The organism is Nonomuraea basaltis (genome assembly GCF_005893125.1).
Lineage (GTDB): Bacteria > Actinomycetota > Actinomycetes > Streptosporangiales > Streptosporangiaceae > Nonomuraea > Nonomuraea basaltis.
In genome coordinates this window covers 90,181-106,047 of the sequence record NZ_VCJS01000018.1, presented here as the reverse complement: position 1 = coordinate 106,047, position 15,867 = coordinate 90,181, and the positions used below count along the sequence as shown (strand labels likewise).

Sequence of the window (15,867 nt, the reverse complement as noted above, 5' to 3'; positions counted from 1 at the left end):
CCCCCGCCCCCGCGCCGCAGGACGACGTGCGGATCATCGTCGAGACCGACGAGGAGGAGGACAAGCCGGAGGCGAAGCCCGTCTCCGACGACACCGAGGTGAACAACATCGTCCGCCTGTCGGAGGCCCACAAGTAACGCCGAGGAGCGGAAGCCCCCGCCCCCGATAGGGTCGGAGGCTTCCGCGTTCGTGGCCCCACCCGGTTGGTGGCCCGGTGCCGGGGCCGCCGAGACGCTGGACCCGGCACCGGGCTGCTCGTGGACGCCCGCCGCGGAACGCTCCACGGCGGACGTCAGGGAGGTCCGGGGCCGGCCCGCCGCCGGTGCGGCTCGCGGGCCCGTCCTTCCTGGTCCCGGAGCCGGTCGCGCAGACCGTCCGGGTCGTCCGCGTCGATGGTCATCGCACATCCGGCGTCGCGCTGCGCCGCGCTCAGCGGATGGTGTCTCGTGGCCCACCAGCGGCCCGCGTCGCTCCGCCAGATGGTCCACTTGGGGTACTCCCGGGCGATCTCGGCAAGATGCCGATCAAAGGACATCTTTGTCCACCTTCCCCCGGGTCCCAGGCGAGGTTTCCATCTCCTTAGAAGATGAGGGACTTCTCTAGAGAATTCAATGATCGTGACGGACAGGTCAACCTATCGCTTGACAGATCGGGTTGAACTAGGCGTCGAAGTCGTACTGGAGTACGTACGCCGCCGAGTCCAGCACCATCTCGTTGACCTCGATGGGCAGCCCGCCCGCCGTGTACGCGGTACGCGCGATGACGATCACGGGTGTACCGCCCGGCAGGTCGAGCAGTGCGCTCTCGCGCGGTTGCGGCATGCGCGCCCGCACCTCCTCGGTGAAGTGGGCCGGAGGCAGCCCCAGATCGCTCAGCCTGGCGTAGGCCCCGCCGGGGCCCGTGTCGGGAAGGGTGATCGCGCTGCCCTCGACCAGGCGCGCGGGAAAGTAGGAGGTGGCCAGCTGTACGGGCCTGGTGTCGACCGAGTAGCGGCGCCTGCGTACCCAAACCTCGCCGCTCTCGAGAACGCTCGCCACCTCCTCTGTGGCGCGCTCCAGCGCCACCTCCACGTGATCAACAGTGAACGGCCGGCCGCGGGTGTCGGCATCCCAGATGGCCCGGCCCTGGCCCCACTGCTCTCGTGACAGGCGGCGTGCGCCGTGTCTGCGTATCGGTTTGAACAGCCGCACGTAAACCCCCGAACCTCGTTTGGGTACCGCCAGCCCTTCGTTGATCAGTACGGCAAGCGCCTGCCTGGCGGTGGCTCGTGCGATTGCGTGTTCGGCCATCAGAGCGTTCTCGCCCGGTAGTCGGTCCCCGTCGCGCAGCTCGCCGGACAGGATCCGGGCGCGGAGACCGTCGGCGATGCGGCGATAGATAGGGGGCTCGTGGGGTACCGGGGATTCAGACAACTTTGATCACCCTCTGTCACCAACCAGGTTGTGGCGTCTCCAGAGAACTTGCCCCGTCTTGTCCACGATCGCACAGATACAGAGGTTGGTCGCGAGCTGTTTTTGAGCGGATCGTGCCCGTGTGATGAATTCCGCGATGTTTGAGCGGACCGTTAACGTGGAACGGTCCCAGCCGGTATTCGAGTGGCCCACCAGCGGCGAGTAACCAGAGCGAAGATCGCAGCGCCCGCCGTGTTCAGGATGACGTCGTCTATGGACGAGAAACGCCCGAGTCTGAGGACATACTGCAGGAGCTCGGCCAGGACCGAAAATGCCGCGGCGACGACCGCAACGCGGGAGATCGAGGCCATTGTGGCGGTGCGTACCGGCAGCAGCGCGCCCAGCGCCGCGAACACCAGCAGATTGCCTCCCACCTGTACGAACACCGTCTGCCAGGATGCGGCGGCGACCTCGGCGAGGTCCTTGAAAGGGACGAGGCCGACTCCGTTCGGGCCGTCGGACGGGGTGAGGATCATCCATATCCACGGGGCGGTGCCGACCACGATGCCGATGTCGGCGATCGAAGTGCGCCGAGGTGCCGGATGGCCGGCGCGAGCGCGGTGCCGGGAAAGGAGCAAGATTGCTAACAAGGCCAAGGGGAGCGTAAAGGTGCCAGCAATAATGACGTTTCCCCACAATTCCCACGTCCGCGTCATCCGACCATGATGGCGGTGATCTAGGGGTACCAGAAGATGTCCATCTGGACAGGTCTTCTCCGAGGCCTTCCCGGCGATGGCGCGTCCCGCGTTCCGGGGAGACGATGCCATGGAGGGGGAACGCAAGCCTGCTCACCCAAGATGAAGTCCCCGCGACCAGCGGAGATCTATACCCGGAGTGAGGAGAGATGAGGAGACCGTTGTGCTGACCCATTACATCGGCGGCGAGCCGGTGGCCGCGGGCAATGCCTTCCCGGTTCACGACCCGGTGACCGGGACGGTGATCAGACAGGTCTGCGAGGCCGACCCGGAGGTGGTGGATCGGGCGGTCCGCGCGGCCAGGGAGGCGGCGCGCGACTGGGCGGCGCTGCCCGTCGCCGAGCGGGCCGGGTGGATGCGGCGCCTGGCCGAGGGCATCGAGGCCCGCTTCGACGACCTGGTGGCGGCGGAGATCGCCGACACGGGCAAGCCGCTCGACCAGACCCGCACGCTCGACATCCCACGCGGCATCGCGAACTTCCGCGCCTTCGCCGAGATCGCCGCCCAGCGCCCCGACGACGCCTTCCACCTGTCGGGGGTGCTCAGCTACACCCTGCGCAGGCCGCTCGGCGTGGTCGCGGTGATCGTGCCGTGGAACCTGCCGTTCCTGTTGATGACGTGGAAGCTCGCGCCCGCCCTCGTCGCCGGCAACACCGTGGTGGTCAAGCCGTCCGAGCACACGCCGGGCTCGGCCGCGGTGTTCGCCGAGATCTGCGCCGCCGCCGGGCTGCCCGCCGGTGTCGTCAACATCATCTACGGGTACGGCGCCTCCGGCCAGCTCCTCGTCGAGCACCCCGGGGTGGACGCGGTGACGTTCACCGGCTCCACCAGGACGGGTACGGCGATCATGAAGGCCGTGGCCGACCGGGTCAAGCCGATCTCGTTCGAGCTGGGCGGCAAGAACGCCGGCCTGGTCTTCGAGGACTGCGACCTGGACCGGGCCGTCGAGGGGAGCGTGAAGTCCGTCTTCACCAACGGCGGCCAGGTCTGCCTGTGCACCGAGCGGCTCTACGTTCAGCGCTCGATCGCCGAGGAATTCTGCGCCCGGCTCGCGCTCCGCGCCCAGGAGGTCGAGCCGCAGCCGATGATCTCGGCCGAGCATCGCGAGAAGGTGCTCTCCTACTACGCCTTGGCCCGCTCGGAGGGAGCCAAGGTGCTCGCGGGAGGCGGTGTCCCCGCGTTCGGCGATCATCGCGATTCCGGTTATTTCGTGGAGCCGACGGTGGTGACAGGCTTGTCGGAGTGGTCCCGCTTCAACAGGGAGGAGATCTTCGGTCCCGTGTGCCACATCACCCCCTTCGACAGCGAGGCCGAGGCGGTCGACCTGGCCAACGGCAGCGAGTACGGTCTGGCCGCCACCCTCTGGACCGGCAGCCTCGACCGCGCGCACCGGGTGGCGCAGCGACTGGAGGCCGGGCTCGTCTGGGTCAACACCTGGTACGTGCGAGACCTGCGGACCCCGTTCGGCGGCGTGGGGCTGTCGGGCATCGGCAGGGAGGGCGGCACCCAGTCGCTCGACTTCTATTCTGAACCCACCACGATCACCATCAAACTGGAGCAGCCCGATGCATGACGAATGGTCCGAGGCCGTGGACGCGCGCGCCCAGGCCGCCGACCGGCTGGTCGAGGCCGCGCGATCCGGCAAGCCGTGCGCACCGATCAGGGACCTGATCGGCACCGCCGCCGACGCGTACGCCGTACAGGAGATCAACACGCGGCGGGCGCTCGGCGAGGGGCGCCGGCCGGCCGGCCGGAAGATCGGTGTCACGAACCCCGACGTGCAGCGGCAGCTCGGCATCGACCAGCCGACCTGCGGCGCGCTCTTCGCGGACATGGCCTACCTCGACGGGCAGCCCATCCCGTACGACCGGCTCCTGCAGCCGCGGGCCGAGGCCGAGGTGGCACTCGTGCTCGGCGCGGACCTGGTGGGCGGGCCCTTCACGGTGGCCGAGGTGATCAGGGCGGTGGAGTTCGCGCTGCCCGCCATCGAGATAGCCGACTCGCGGATCGCCGGCTGGGACATCACGTCGGCCGACACGGTGTCCGACAACGCCTCCAGCGGGGTGTTCGTGCTGGGCAACACGCCTGTCTCCCTGATGGGGCTCGACCTGCGGGCGGCCGGGATGACGATGACCCGCGACGGTAAGGAGGTCTCGGCCGGATCGGGCGCCAGGTGCCTGGGCAACCCGCTCAACGCCGCAGTCTGGCTGGCCGCGCGGCTGGGCCGGACCGACCGGCCGCTGCGGGCGGGCGAGGTGGTGCTGACGGGCGCGCTCGGTCCGGTGGTGCCGGTCGAGCCCGAGGACGCGTTCGAGGCGCACATCGAGGGGCTCGGATCGGTGCGGGCGGTGTTCGGCAAGTGAGGCCCAAGGCCATGCGCGTGCCCGGGAAGGCCACCCCGCGTGGCAGGTTTCCGCACGTCAAGCGGGCGGGAGACTTCCTCTACGTCTCGGGCACGAGCTGCCGCCGGACGGACGACACGTTCGTGGGCGTGGAGGTCGACAAGTACGGGGCAACGAACCTGGACATCCGCGCGCAGACCAGGGCGGTCATCGAGAACATCGGCGACATCCTCAAGGCGGCCGGAGGGTCGCTCGCCGATCTCGTGCAGATAACCGTGTACTTGGTGAACATGAACGACTTCAAGGGCTACAACGAGGTCTACGCCGAGTTCTTCGACGAGGAGGGGCCCACCAGGACCACGGTCGCGGTGCACCAGCTGCCGCACCCGCACCTGCTCATCGAGATGCAAGCTGTCGCCTACCATCCACAGGAGCGATCATGATTCCGCCCATCGACTTCACCCGATGGATCGACGAGCACGCCCACCTGCTCAAGCCGCCGGTCGGCAACAAGGTGGTCTTCGAGGGGGCCGACGACTTCATCGTGATGGTGGTCGGCGGGCCCAACTCCAGGACCGACTTCCACGTCGACCCGTACGAGGAGCTGTTCTACCAGGTGCGCGGCAACATGCACGTCAACGTCGTCACCGAGAACGGCCCCGAGACCGTGCACATCCGCGAGGGGCAGATGTGGCTGCTGCCGCAACGCATGCCGCACTCGCCGCAGCGGCCCGAGGCCGGGTCCGTCGGGCTGGTCGTGGAGAAGATCCGGCCGGAGGGCACGCTGGAGAGGTTCCAGTGGTACTGCATGGAGTGCGGCAACCGGGTGCACGAGGTCGAGCTGCAGGTGCGCGACATCGTCAAGGACCTGCCGCCGGTCTTCGAGGCGTTCTACGCCGACGAGAAGGCCCGCACCTGCGACCGGTGCGGCGCGCTGCATCCTGGCAAGGGCTAGATGGTCATCGACGTCCACACGCACCACGTGCCCAAGGGCTGGCCCGAGCTGGGCTGGCCCGGGGCGCCCAGACTGAGGGTCGAGTCGGAGCGCGAAGCGACGATCCTCGTCAACGACCGAGATTTCCGGAAAATTCAGGATGACTGCTGGGACCCGCGGGTCCGGCTGAAAAGGATGGACGAGGACGGCGTGGACCGGCAGGTGGTCTCGCCCACCCCCGTCTTCTTCGGCTACGACCGGCCGGCCGAGGAGGGCGTGCGGATCGCGCGGGTCTTCAACGACCTCGCACTCGAGATCTGCCGGGACGAGCGCCTGATCCCGTTCTGCCAAGTGCCGCTGCAGGACCCTGACCTGGCCTGCGCGGAGCTCGACCGCTGCCTGGCCGGCGGCCACCGGGGCGTGGAGATCGGCAACCACGTCGGCGACCGCGACCTCGACGACCCCGGAGTCGTCGAGTTCCTCCAGCACTGCGCGGAAAGGAACGTTCCCGTCTTCGTGCACCCGTGGGACCTGCCCAACGGACCGCGCGTCGAGCGGTGGATGGCGCAGTGGCTCGTCGGGATGCCCGCGGAGACGCACATGTCCATCCTGGCGATGATCCTCGGCGGCGTGTTCGACCGCGTCCCGGACACGCTGCGGATCTGCTTCGCGCACGGCGGTGGCTCGTTCGCGTTCTGGCTCGGCCGGTTCGAGAACGCCTGGCACCGCAGGCGCGACCTGGTCGGCGTCTCTGAGCGGCCGCCGTCCCACTACCTCGGCAGGTTCAGCGTCGACTCTGCCGTCTTCGACGAGCGCGCGCTGCGGCTGCTCGTCGACACTCTCGGGGAGGACCATGTGATGCTCGGCAGCGACTTTCCCTATCCGCTCGGCGAGTCACCCGCGGGTGACCTGATCCGGCACGCCCGCTTCCTGTCCGGCACGGCCCGCGCCAAGCTGCTCGCAGCCAACGCCGAGGCGTTCCTGGGCTGAAGGGAGCTTCCCCATGCGCGTGCCTGTGCTGGGGCTTGTCGTGCTCATGGCCGCCGGTTGCGGCGGGACGCTGCCGCCGGACGAGGACGACCCGCCGGTCAAGGTCGGCGCGATCATCTCTCAGACCGGCGTGTACGCCATGCTCGGTGACGACATGGAGACCGCCATGCGCCTCTACCTGGACGACCACGGCGGCAGCCTGGGCGGCCGGCCCGCCGCGCTCGTCGTGGCCGACGACGCGGGCAACCCGGAGGAGGGCCAGAAGCAGGCCAGGCGGCTCATCGAGGACGATCGCGTGGATGTGATCACCGGATTGATCGCCTCTCCCGTGGCCGAGGCGGTGGTCAGGACGGCGGGCGGGACGCCCGTGGTGATCGCCAACGCGGGCGCGGACGAGCTGGGCGGCCCGAACGTCTTCCGCGTCTCGTACACCAACCACGACCACGGCTACGCCGCCGGCCGCTACGCCGCCGAGCGGTACGGTCGGCAGGACGTCGTGCTCATGGCCTCCGACTACTCCGCGGGCGTCGAGACGCTCAGCGGCTTCACCGAGGGCTACGGCGCCCGGCCGCTCAAGCGGATCCTCACGCCGTACGGCGGCCCCGCGGACCTGGAGCCGTACCTGGCGCAGATCCCGCCGGAGGCCGGGCTCCTGTACGCCTTCTACGCAGGCGGCGAGGCGGTCACGTTCGCCAGGGCGTTCAAGCAGCTCGGCTACGACGCCAGGATCGAGCTGCTGACCTGCCAGAACCTCACGGACGAGGACGTGGTCCGGGCCATCGGGCCGGACGCGGAGGGCATCACGAGCGTCGGCATGTACTCGCCCGCGCTGGACAACCCGGACAACGCCGCGTTCGTCGCCAGGTGGCGGGCCAGGACCGGCAAGAACCCTTCCGCGGTCGCGCTGCAGAGCTGGGACGCCATGCGGCTCATCGACGCGGCGCTGTCCGGGGGCCGCGATCTGGCGCGCGGGCTGGCCGAGGTGGGCGAGCTGGCCGGCCCGCGCGGCAGCTTCCGGCTGGACGCGCGGCACAACCCGGTGCAGAACTGGTACGCCCGCGAGTACCAGAATGGTGTAAACCGTGTAATTGCCACCATCCCACCACAACAGGAGTGAATGGGTGCTAAGTCGCGACGATTGCCTCGCTCTTGACGCCGCCGATCCGCTGCGGGAGTTCAGGGACGAGTTCGTGCTGCCCGAAGGCGTCGTCTACCTCGTGGGCAACTCGCTCGGCGCGCTGCCCCGGCGCACCGCCGAGCGGGTGCGGCGGGCCGTCGAGGACGAGTGGGGCGGGCAGCTCGTCGGCGGCTGGAACCACGCCGGCTGGTACGACCAGCCGCTGACCACCGGCGACCGGCTGGCCCCGCTCATCGGCGCGGGACCCGGGCAGGTCGTGGTGGGCAACACGACGTCGATCGCGGTCTACCAGGCGGTGGCGGCGGCGCTGCGACTGCGTCCCGGGCGCCGGGTGATCGTCTCCGACGTGCGGAACTTCCCCACCGACCACTACATGGTGCAGGGGCTGGCCGCGCTGCTCGGCGGCTATGAGATCCGCGACTTCGCGGCGGGACGCTTCGACGACGCGGCTGTGGTGCTGCTGTCGGAGGTGGACTACCGGACCGGCGCCCGCCACGACGTGCCGTCGGTCACCTCCCGGGTCCAGGAGGCCGGGGCGCTCATGGTCTGGGACGTGTGCCACAGCGTGGGGGCCATGGAGGTGGACGTGTCGGCGGCCGATTTCGCGGTCGGGTGCACGTACAAGTATCTCAATGGCGGCCCTGGCGCGCCCGCGTTCCTGTACGTCAACCCGCGCCACCACGCGACCGCCGAGAACGCGCTGTCCGGCTGGTACGGGCACGCCGCGCCGTTCGCGTTCGAGGCCGACTACCGCCCGGCCGAGGGGATCAGGCGGTTCGCGGTGAGCACGCCGCACGTGCTGTCGTTCGCGGCGCTGGAGGCCGCGCTCGACGTGTGGGAGCGGGTGCCGATGGACCAGGTGCGGGCCAAGAGCATGGCGCTGACCTCGCTCTTCATCGACCTGGTCGGCGACGCGCTGGAGCCGGTCTCGCCCGCCGACGCGGCCGCGCGCGGCAGCCAGGTGAGCTTCCGGCACCCCGGCGGCTACCAGGTCATGCGGGCACTGATCGACCGGGGCGTGCACGGGGACTTCCGGGCGCCGGACATCCTCAGGTTCGGCTTCGCGCCGCTGTACATCAGCTATGCCGACGTCTGCGACGCGGCGGCCACCCTGCTGGAGGTGCTGGACAAGGAGCTCTGGCGAGACGAGAGGTACGCCCGGCGGCTGGCCGTCACCTGAGGCCCGGTATCCTCATCCTGCCCACAAGGCATCTATGTTCGCCCGCGTTGCCGTGCGGCCTGCGCACGAGCGGGCCGGCGGAGCGCGCCCCAGCTCTGGGAGACCCCCGCCATGCTGCTGACCTTCGCGGTCACCACCCTCGTCATGATCATGATTCCCGGCCCGGACGCCGCCCTGATCATGCGTAACTCCCTCGCGCACGGCCGGGTCGCCGGGCTGCTGACCATGCTCGGTGGCCTGCTGGGCCTGTCGGTGCACGCCTGCGCCGCCGCGGTCGGCCTGTCCGCGCTGCTGGCAGCCTCGCCCACCGCCTTCACCGTGGTCCGCGCGCTCGGCATCTGCTATCTGCTCTGGCTCGGCGCGCACGCGCTGCTGTCGAGCCGGAAGCGGGTCGTGCCGCACACGGCGCCGGAGCCCGCCGCCCGGGCGCTCGCGCACGTGCGCAGGGGGCTGCTGTCCAACCTGCTCAACCCCAAGGTGCTGCTGCTCTTCGTGACGTGGCTGCCGCAGTTCCTGCCGGCCCAGGGCGATACCCTGGGCCGGGCGCTGCTGCTGTCGGCCGTCGTCGCGGCGCTCTACGCGCTCTGGTTCAGCCTCTACAACCTGATCATCAATTGGGCCGGGGCGTTGCTGCGCACGCCGCGGATCCGGGCCAGGATCGAGCGCGCCACCGGCGTCCTGCTGGTCGGTTTCGCGCTCCGCCTCGCCGTTCAGTAGTCACGGGCGGCGGAACTCCTCCAGCTTGCGCTCGATGCGGTCCCTGATCAGATCGCGGGCCTCCATCCGCGGCACGCCCGACATGAGCAGGCTGTCGTAGTCGGTGTCCAGGTGCCGGATCGAGGCGATCACGGCCAGCGTGATCGCGTTCTCGTCGAGCGCCCTGGCCGCCGCCGACCTGCCCACCCGGCCGCTGCCGCGCTGCCCCGCGTGCTCGGCGATCTCCTGCGCCCGCGGCGCCGGGCAGCCAGGGAACAGCCGGGCGATCTCGGCCGCCATGCGGGCCTGGAAGTCGACGTCCTGCTCGGCCCTGCGGACCCGGTCGCGCTCGCGGCGGCGCAGGCGCACCTCCTCGTCGGCCAGGCACCGCTCCTCGGCCGCGTCCAGCGCCGCCTGCTCGACCAGCAGGCCGAGGCGCTGGTAGACCTTGCGCCGCCGGTTGTACTGCACGACCACCGCCGACAGCCCGCTCTCCTGCTTGGCACGGCGGCTGAGCGCCGCGTTACCGGCCGGCAGGAACGCCAGGTGGTCCATGTCCGCGCAGGTCAGGCAGTGCGGCCTCTCCTCTTCCATGATCAGGTATGGGCCTGTGTCGCCGCAGTCCGCGCACGTCCACGCGTTGAGCGGGGCCACCGCCACCAGGTCCGGCGCCTTGCTCTGCCGCTCGGTGAGCCGGCGCACCCTGGCCTCGCTGAGGTCGGGCGAGATCCAGTGAACGCGGAAGGCGTCCTGCGGATGGCGGGCGGTGAAGCGCAGCTCGCGGCGGTCGCGGGTGCCGGCCACATAGGGCGTGTCCACGGGCTTGAGTCCCTTGGCCAGCGCCCAGTCCTTCAGCAGCGCGACCGCGGTGAGCAGGCGGTCCTCATCCACGTCGGCCAGCTCGGCCAGCGTGGCGGCCCGGCCCTGCCGCCAGGTGTCCACGTGCCTGGAGTGCAGCCAGCGCAGCCCCGTGACCACGTCGATGAACGTCACGTATTTGCGGGTGGTCAGCGCGATCTCGGCCGCGTCGGCGACCCTGCGCGCGAGGTTCGGCTTGCTCACAGGCCCTCCTGCGTCAGTCCTGTGAGCATGCTGTTGTGTCTCTTGGTTGGCTCGCCACGCTCGCTCACGGTCCCAGTCTCCCGCGCCCTTTGTCGTGAGATGGCCAGACGCGAAGCTTTGCTTTTGCCCATCGAGGCAAGTAACCCCTTCGGGTTTGCGTCTGGAGGATCTCGTGCGCCTGTTCTGGCCTGCCATCTTCATGCTCGCCACGTCGTGTGGCCTGGCGGAGGAGGGCACACAGCCCGTCGTCACCGGCACGGTCGGCACCAAGCCGGTCGTCGCCATACCCAAGGGCAAGCCGGGCCGCACGCCGCGGGTCACGGTGCTGTCGGTGGGGAGCGGGCGGCGTACCGTGCCGGGTGACGTGGTGCTCGCGGACGTGGACATCCGGCGGTGGTCGGGCAACCAGCCGTACATGAGCACGTACGACGCCAACCAGCCCACCACAGTCGTCTTCGACGGCCGGCAGATTTCGGATACCTGGCGGCAGTCGCTCATCGGTCATCCTGCCGGCAGCCGGGTCATGCTGGTCAGCCGGGCCGCCGAGGCGCTGGGCCCGAACGTGCCGCTGACCGGCGTCTCGCCCGCGGACACGCTCGTCCTGGTCTTCGACATCCTGGGCGGCTATCCGCCGGACGCCCGGCTGGTCGGCCGTACGCTGCCGGTGATCCCCGCCGACCTCACGCCCGCCGCGCCGCCGCGCACGCTCATCGACGGCTCAGGGCAGGAGATCGTGGCGGGCGCGAAAGTGATCATCCAGTACGTGGCCGCGTCGTGGCCGTCCCGCGTGATCGTGGACTCGTCGTACCGGCGGGGCGGGCCGAGCGCGTACCCGCTGATGCCGGGGGCGGTGCCCCCGGCCTGGCTGCACACGCTCGTCGGGAAGCGGGCCGGCTGCCGGGTGGCGGTGCCCTCTCCCGGCGATCAGCCCAGGTTGTACGTCATCGACGTCCTGGACACGATCACGCAGGCGTAGTGGCCGGCTGCCGCAGTGCTCGAACGTGAATCAGCCGTCGAGGTCGGAGCGGATCATGCTGTAGAGCACGCCGTCGCGCCACTTGCCCGCGCGAAACCCGCCGCCGCGCAGCACGCCCTCGCGGGTGAACCCGGCCTTCTCCAGCGCCCGCTGCTCGGCCACGTTGTCGATCTCGGTGGACGCCTCGATCCGATTGACCGTCGTGTGGTCGAACAAGTATCGCGCGATCAGCTTCTGCGCCTCGGTGCCGTAGCCCTTGCCCCGGAACTCCGGCGCCACGATCAGCCCCATCGCCCAGCTGTAGCTGGCCCGGTCGGCGACCATCTTGCGCCACGACACGAAACCGATCCGGTCGTCGTCCGCCGCCATGATCAAAGTGCCGCCCTCGTCGCCGAGCATCCCGTTGTCCTCCCAGCGTTTGCGCAGGCGGTGCGGGTCTTGCCAGCCGTACCACTGGAAGTCGCCGGTGCTGTCCGGGTCGCTGGTGAGCCGGTGGAGGAAGGGCAGGTCGTCCTCGTCGACGGCACGCAGTCTGATGGTCATGATCCGGACACTATGCGACGTACCAGTCGCCTGAGCCGCGATTTCTGCGGCCGCGCGCCCTCCAGGGCGTCGAGCGCCTCGGCGGCGGTCGGCCGCTTGGCGGGGGAGTGGTCGAGCATCCTGCGCACCACCTCCGGCACGTCCGGGCCGTGGGCGTCGGCGCTCGTCGGGAGCTCCCCGGTGAGGAGCTGGTAGGCGATCGCCCCCGCCGCGTAGACGTCGGAGGCCGTCGTCATCCGGTCGGGCCGCTCCTGGCACTCCGGCGCCACGTAGTGCGCGTCCAGTACGTTGCCCAGCTCGTGGGCGACGGTGTAGTTGCGCGGCCCCGGCTTGGCGTAGTCGAACCCGGTCAGCACCGCGTGCCCGTCGTCGGTGACCAGTACGCAGGCGGGCGTGAGCGCCCGGTGCATGACGCCGTTGGCGTGCGCGTGCGCCAGCCCGCGCAGCAGATCCTGGATCACGCCCATCCGCTCGCCCCGGCCCAGCGACAGGTGCAGCGCCTGGCCGTGCACGTCGTCGAGCACCAGCACGAACCGGCTCTCGTCGTCGATGGCGAAGAAGTCGCGCGAGCGCACCACGCACGGGTGCGGCGGGATCCTGGCCAGCGTCTGGTACGCGTTGGCGATGCGCTGCCGCTCGGCCGCCCGCGCCTCGTGGTCGGCCATCGGATCGGCCTGGTAGACCCGCAGCAGCACGGTCTCGCTGCCCGGCAGCGTCGCGTTGAAGGCGCGATATTCGGTGACCTTGGTATCGCCGCCGAGCTGCTCCTCGACCTCCCAGTTGCCGAACCTGGGCGGCGCCGTGCTGCGGCGCACGCTCTGGTTGAGCGCGTCGAGAATCGCGGTCATGTACGGCCGCGCGTGCGGGCTGCACCCGCGCCTGACCCGCGAGACGTTGCTCAGCGTGGCCAGCAGCTCGGGCAGGGTCGTGACGTTGACCGCGTCGCGCCCGGCAGGGTCGATCAGCTCGGCGTCGGGCGAGGTGAGCACGACCAGGGCGTCGACGTAGACCCGTTCGAGCTGGGTGGCCTTGGACACCAGCAGGCCCTTCAGCGCCTTGGCGGTGCCCCGCAGCTTGGCCACGGGAGAGCCGAACGCCTCCCTGCGCGGCGGGAACCAGCGCGTGCCCGACACCTCGATGCGCCCGCGGGTGCCCTTGACGTCCACGACCACGAGCGAGTGGCCGGTCAGCACGAGCAGGTCGACCTCGAAGACGTCGAGGCCGCGCGGGACCTCGATGTTGTGCAGCAGCAGCCAGTCGGCGGGCGCGTGGTCGCGCAAATATGCGATCACGCGCCGTTCGGCGTCGTTGACCGGACGTCCTCCGCCGACGATCTCTGCCATGGCCCCTATCCTCGCACGGGATCCTATTGACAACATGTTGTCGTAATGACAGGATATTGTCATGAAGGAAATCGTTCACCACGCTGTTTACGACACGGTCGCCGACTGGGAGACCGGTCACGCGACCGCACACCTGCGCAGCGGGCGCTTCCGCCGCGAGCCAGGCGGCTACGAGGTCGTCACGGTGGGCCTGACCACCGATCCGGTCATCACCATGGGCGGCCTGCGCATCACCCCCGACCTCGCGCTCGACCAGCTCTCTCCCGCCGATAGTGCGCTGCTGATCCTGCCCGGCGCGGACCTGTGGGACGCGGGGCAAGAGCTGGCGCCGTTCGCGCGCAAGGCCCGCGAGTTCCTGGAGGCGGGCGTGCCGGTCGCGGCCATCTGCGGCGCCACGGCCGGGCTGGCCAGGGAGGGGCTGCTGGACGACCGTGACCACACCAGCGCCGTGGTGCAATACCTGGAGGCCCAGGATGGCTACGCGGGCGCCAAGCGTTATCTCGATCGCGACGCGGTGCTCGACGGCGACCTCATCACGGCCGGGCCCACGGAGCCGGTGGCGTTCGCCAGGGAGATCTTCCGGCGGCTCGACATCTACCGGCCCGAGGTGCTGGACGCCTGGTTCCGGCTCTTCGCCAAGAGCGACGCGTCGGCGTACGAGGTCCTGATGGCGGCATGAGCGAGACGCCCGAGCTGCTCTCCGGCATGGCGCTGGCGGCGTTCCGGCTCAACGGCCAGTTCCTCCACGTGGCGGAGGGGCTGGCCAGGCCCGCGGGGATGACCGCGGCGTGGTGGCAGGTGCTCGGGGCCGTTCTGCGTGAGCCGTTGCCGGTGGCCGGGATCGCCAGGGCCATGGGGATGACCAGGCAGGGAGTGCAGCGGATCGCGGACCTGCTGGTGGAGCGCGGGCTGGCCGAATACCAGCCCAACCCGGCACACCGGCGGGCCAAGCTGCTGCAGCCGACCGCCGCCGGCCGGGAGGCGGTCGCCAAGATCGTCCCTGGGCACCAGGAGCTGGCCGACCGGCTGGTGGGCGAGCTGGGCGTCGAGGAGGCCAGGGAGTGCCTGGAGGCGCTGCGCCGGCTGTCGGCCGCGCTGGACCGGCTCGGCGAACAGCCGTGAGCCCGAATATCGGTGAACGTCCGCGGAAAATGTCTGCGGAGATCATTCCATGCTGAATAAACGGCCGCGACGCCTTCCATAAAACCCTGGTAATCGGCCTCGGCCCGGGGGGTCGCCGCAGGCCGGGAGGGCGGGATCCTTCGTATGGAAATGTCAAACCCAGAACCTTAGGTTGAATAGCCCGCGGATCCGCTGAACAGGAGAAGCTCCATGACAGCTGAGCCCTCTCCGGCAGGTCAGGCGCTCCCGCCCCGCATCGACACCAGCATTCCGCACGTCGCACGGATGTGGAATTACTGGCTCGGCGGCAAGGATCATTACGCCGACCACCGGGAGGCCGGCGACCAGTTCAGCCGGCCGTTCCCGGGTCGACGCACCGTGCGGCGTCGCCCGCAAGCCGTGAGGCCTACCGGCTCTCGATGATCCGGCGCAGGAGCGCCGGGGTGTCGGCCGGGGGCAGGGCGTGCACGCTCAGCTCGTTCATCAGGTGCTGGTAGCGGTGGACGTCGGTCTCCTTGGTGAGGAACTGTGCGCCGGTGAGGTGTTCGAGGTAGACCACGTCGTTCAGCTCCGTCTGCGTGAAGCGCAGGATGGTGACGGGGCCGACGCCGCCGATGGCGGTGCCGGAGGAGAACGGGAACACCTGCAGCGTGATGTGCGGCTGCTGGGCCAGCTTGGTGAGGTGGCCGAGCTGGGCGCGCATGATCGCCTCGCTGCCGACCCGGCGGTGCAGCGCCGCCTCGTCCATCACCGCCCAAAGCTTGCGGGGCTTGGGCGGGGCCAGGATCTGCTGCCGGCGCATGCGTACCTCGACCCGGCGCTCTATCCGCTCTGCGGAGTCGCGCTCGTGGCCCTGCACGATCACCGCGCGGGCGTAGTCCTCGGTCTGCAGCAGCCCGGGGACGAACTGCACCTCATGGGTACGGATCAGCACGGCGTCCTGCTCCAGCCCGAGGTAGGGCTCGAACCAGTCGGGGATCACGTCGCGGTAGTCGTGCCACCAACTGGGGGCGTTGGCCTGCTCGACCAGGGCCAGCATGCTCGCGCGCTGGGCCTCGTTGGTGACGCCGTACAGGGTGAGCAGATCGGCCACGTCGCGCGTTTTGAAGCTCGTACGCCCGGATTCCATCCGGCTGATCTTGGAATGCGAGCCTCGGATGGCATATCCGGCGTCCTCGCGAGTGATTCCGCGGGATTCGCGAAGCCGGCGCAATTGCGCGCCGACAAGGAGTCGTAGCGCTGTCGGCCCGGATTGGATGGAATCACTATCGGACGTTTCGGTCAAGTCGCCCATATCGTGAGCACTCTGCATCTATTCCCCTCAATTGGCAGTTCGCCACAGTCCCGGCCCGAAGACAATCCTGCCACGCCGATCGGCACGAGGACCGTGTTTCC

Annotated in this window: 19 protein-coding genes; 12 read left to right on the top strand and 7 right to left on the bottom strand. The window is 69.8% G+C overall.

Going from position 1 to position 15,867, the window contains the following annotated elements; translation table 11 throughout:
- Positions 1–292: 292 nt before the first annotated feature.
- The 3 genes from EJK15_RS11565 to EJK15_RS11555 form a co-directional block, all read right to left on the bottom strand.
- Positions 293–535, bottom strand: a complete 243-nt coding sequence (locus tag EJK15_RS11565) for a hypothetical protein (protein WP_138710379.1) — start codon at positions 533–535, stop codon at positions 293–295.
- Positions 536–659: 124 nt separating this feature from the next.
- Positions 660–1,412, bottom strand: coding sequence for a GntR family transcriptional regulator (locus tag EJK15_RS11560; RefSeq protein ID WP_138710378.1), 753 nt, complete (start codon positions 1,410–1,412; stop codon positions 660–662).
- 152 nt (positions 1,413–1,564) lie between these two features.
- A complete protein-coding gene (locus EJK15_RS11555) occupies positions 1,565–2,107 on the bottom strand; it encodes a VanZ family protein (RefSeq protein WP_138710377.1) in 543 nt (180 codons plus the stop codon).
- A 202-nt stretch (positions 2,108–2,309) separates the two neighbouring features.
- On the opposite strand from EJK15_RS11555, the gene EJK15_RS11550 reads away from it, so the two are divergent.
- The 8 genes from EJK15_RS11550 to EJK15_RS11515 all read left to right on the top strand — a co-directional run bounded on the left by EJK15_RS11550 (position 2,310) and on the right by EJK15_RS11515 (position 9,447).
- A complete protein-coding gene (locus EJK15_RS11550; RefSeq protein ID WP_138710376.1) occupies positions 2,310–3,719 on the top strand; it encodes an aldehyde dehydrogenase family protein in 1,410 nt (469 codons plus the stop codon).
- Positions 3,712–4,509, top strand: a complete 798-nt coding sequence (locus EJK15_RS11545) for a 2-keto-4-pentenoate hydratase (protein WP_138710375.1) — start codon at positions 3,712–3,714, stop codon at positions 4,507–4,509. Before EJK15_RS11550 ends, EJK15_RS11545 begins: the two co-directional genes overlap by 8 nt.
- Before the next feature lie 11 nt (positions 4,510–4,520).
- Entirely contained in the window at positions 4,521–4,931 is a 411-nt protein-coding gene (locus EJK15_RS11540; protein ID WP_138710374.1) for a RidA family protein, read from the top strand.
- Positions 4,928–5,443: a 3-hydroxyanthranilate 3,4-dioxygenase gene (locus EJK15_RS11535; RefSeq protein WP_138710373.1), complete on the top strand. Its 516-nt coding sequence runs from the start codon at positions 4,928–4,930 to the stop codon at positions 5,441–5,443. Before EJK15_RS11540 ends, EJK15_RS11535 begins: the two co-directional genes overlap by 4 nt.
- Complete coding sequence (locus tag EJK15_RS11530) at positions 5,444–6,412, top strand: amidohydrolase family protein (protein WP_138710372.1); 969 nt, start codon at positions 5,444–5,446, stop codon at positions 6,410–6,412. It abuts the gene before it with no gap.
- 13 nt (positions 6,413–6,425) lie between these two features.
- The gene (locus tag EJK15_RS11525) at positions 6,426–7,529 is read left to right on the top strand and encodes an ABC transporter substrate-binding protein (protein ID WP_138710371.1); all 1,104 of its coding nucleotides are present in this window, start codon (positions 6,426–6,428) and stop codon (positions 7,527–7,529) included.
- A 4-nt stretch (positions 7,530–7,533) separates the two neighbouring features.
- A complete protein-coding gene (gene kynU / locus EJK15_RS11520; RefSeq protein ID WP_138710370.1) occupies positions 7,534–8,730 on the top strand; it encodes a kynureninase in 1,197 nt (398 codons plus the stop codon).
- Between the two features lie 111 nt (positions 8,731–8,841).
- The gene (locus tag EJK15_RS11515; protein WP_138710369.1) at positions 8,842–9,447 is read left to right on the top strand and encodes a LysE family translocator; all 606 of its coding nucleotides are present in this window, start codon (positions 8,842–8,844) and stop codon (positions 9,445–9,447) included.
- On the opposite strand, the gene EJK15_RS11510 is transcribed toward EJK15_RS11515, so the two are convergent.
- Positions 9,448–10,488: a DUF2293 domain-containing protein gene (locus EJK15_RS11510; protein WP_138710368.1), complete on the bottom strand. Its 1,041-nt coding sequence runs from the start codon at positions 10,486–10,488 to the stop codon at positions 9,448–9,450.
- Positions 10,489–10,660: 172 nt separating this feature from the next.
- Between EJK15_RS11510 and EJK15_RS11505 the strand changes: the two genes are divergently transcribed.
- On the top strand, positions 10,661–11,464 hold the full coding sequence (locus EJK15_RS11505; RefSeq protein WP_138710367.1) for an FKBP-type peptidyl-prolyl cis-trans isomerase: 804 nt from the start codon (positions 10,661–10,663) through the stop codon (positions 11,462–11,464).
- 30 nt (positions 11,465–11,494) lie between these two features.
- Here EJK15_RS11505 and EJK15_RS11500 read toward each other — a convergent pair whose 3' ends face one another.
- The gene (locus tag EJK15_RS11500; protein ID WP_138710366.1) at positions 11,495–12,007 is read right to left on the bottom strand and encodes a GNAT family N-acetyltransferase; all 513 of its coding nucleotides are present in this window, start codon (positions 12,005–12,007) and stop codon (positions 11,495–11,497) included.
- On the bottom strand, positions 12,004–13,350 hold the full coding sequence (gene mads6, locus EJK15_RS11495; protein WP_138710365.1) for a methylation-associated defense system protein kinase MAD6: 1,347 nt from the start codon (positions 13,348–13,350) through the stop codon (positions 12,004–12,006). Before mads6 ends, EJK15_RS11500 begins: the two co-directional genes overlap by 4 nt.
- Before the next feature lie 61 nt (positions 13,351–13,411).
- Between mads6 and EJK15_RS11490 the strand changes: the two genes are divergently transcribed.
- The 3 genes from EJK15_RS11490 to EJK15_RS11480 all read left to right on the top strand — a co-directional run bounded on the left by EJK15_RS11490 (position 13,412) and on the right by EJK15_RS11480 (position 14,895).
- Entirely contained in the window at positions 13,412–14,029 is a 618-nt protein-coding gene (locus EJK15_RS11490) for a type 1 glutamine amidotransferase family protein (protein WP_138710364.1), read from the top strand.
- Positions 14,026–14,472: a MarR family winged helix-turn-helix transcriptional regulator gene (locus EJK15_RS11485; protein ID WP_138710363.1), complete on the top strand. Its 447-nt coding sequence runs from the start codon at positions 14,026–14,028 to the stop codon at positions 14,470–14,472. The genes EJK15_RS11490 and EJK15_RS11485 overlap by 4 nt, the downstream gene beginning before the upstream one ends.
- Positions 14,473–14,682: 210 nt before the next feature.
- Positions 14,683–14,895 carry an SAM-dependent methyltransferase gene (locus EJK15_RS11480; protein WP_138710362.1) on the top strand — a complete coding sequence of 71 codons (213 nt, stop codon included), beginning with the start codon at positions 14,683–14,685 and terminating at the stop codon, positions 14,893–14,895.
- Here EJK15_RS11480 and EJK15_RS11475 read toward each other — a convergent pair.
- Complete coding sequence (locus EJK15_RS11475; RefSeq protein ID WP_138710361.1) at positions 14,879–15,766, bottom strand: helix-turn-helix domain-containing protein; 888 nt, start codon at positions 15,764–15,766, stop codon at positions 14,879–14,881. The two genes, EJK15_RS11480 and EJK15_RS11475, sit on opposite strands and share 17 nt — an antisense overlap.
- Between the last annotated feature and the right edge of the window lie 101 nt (positions 15,767–15,867).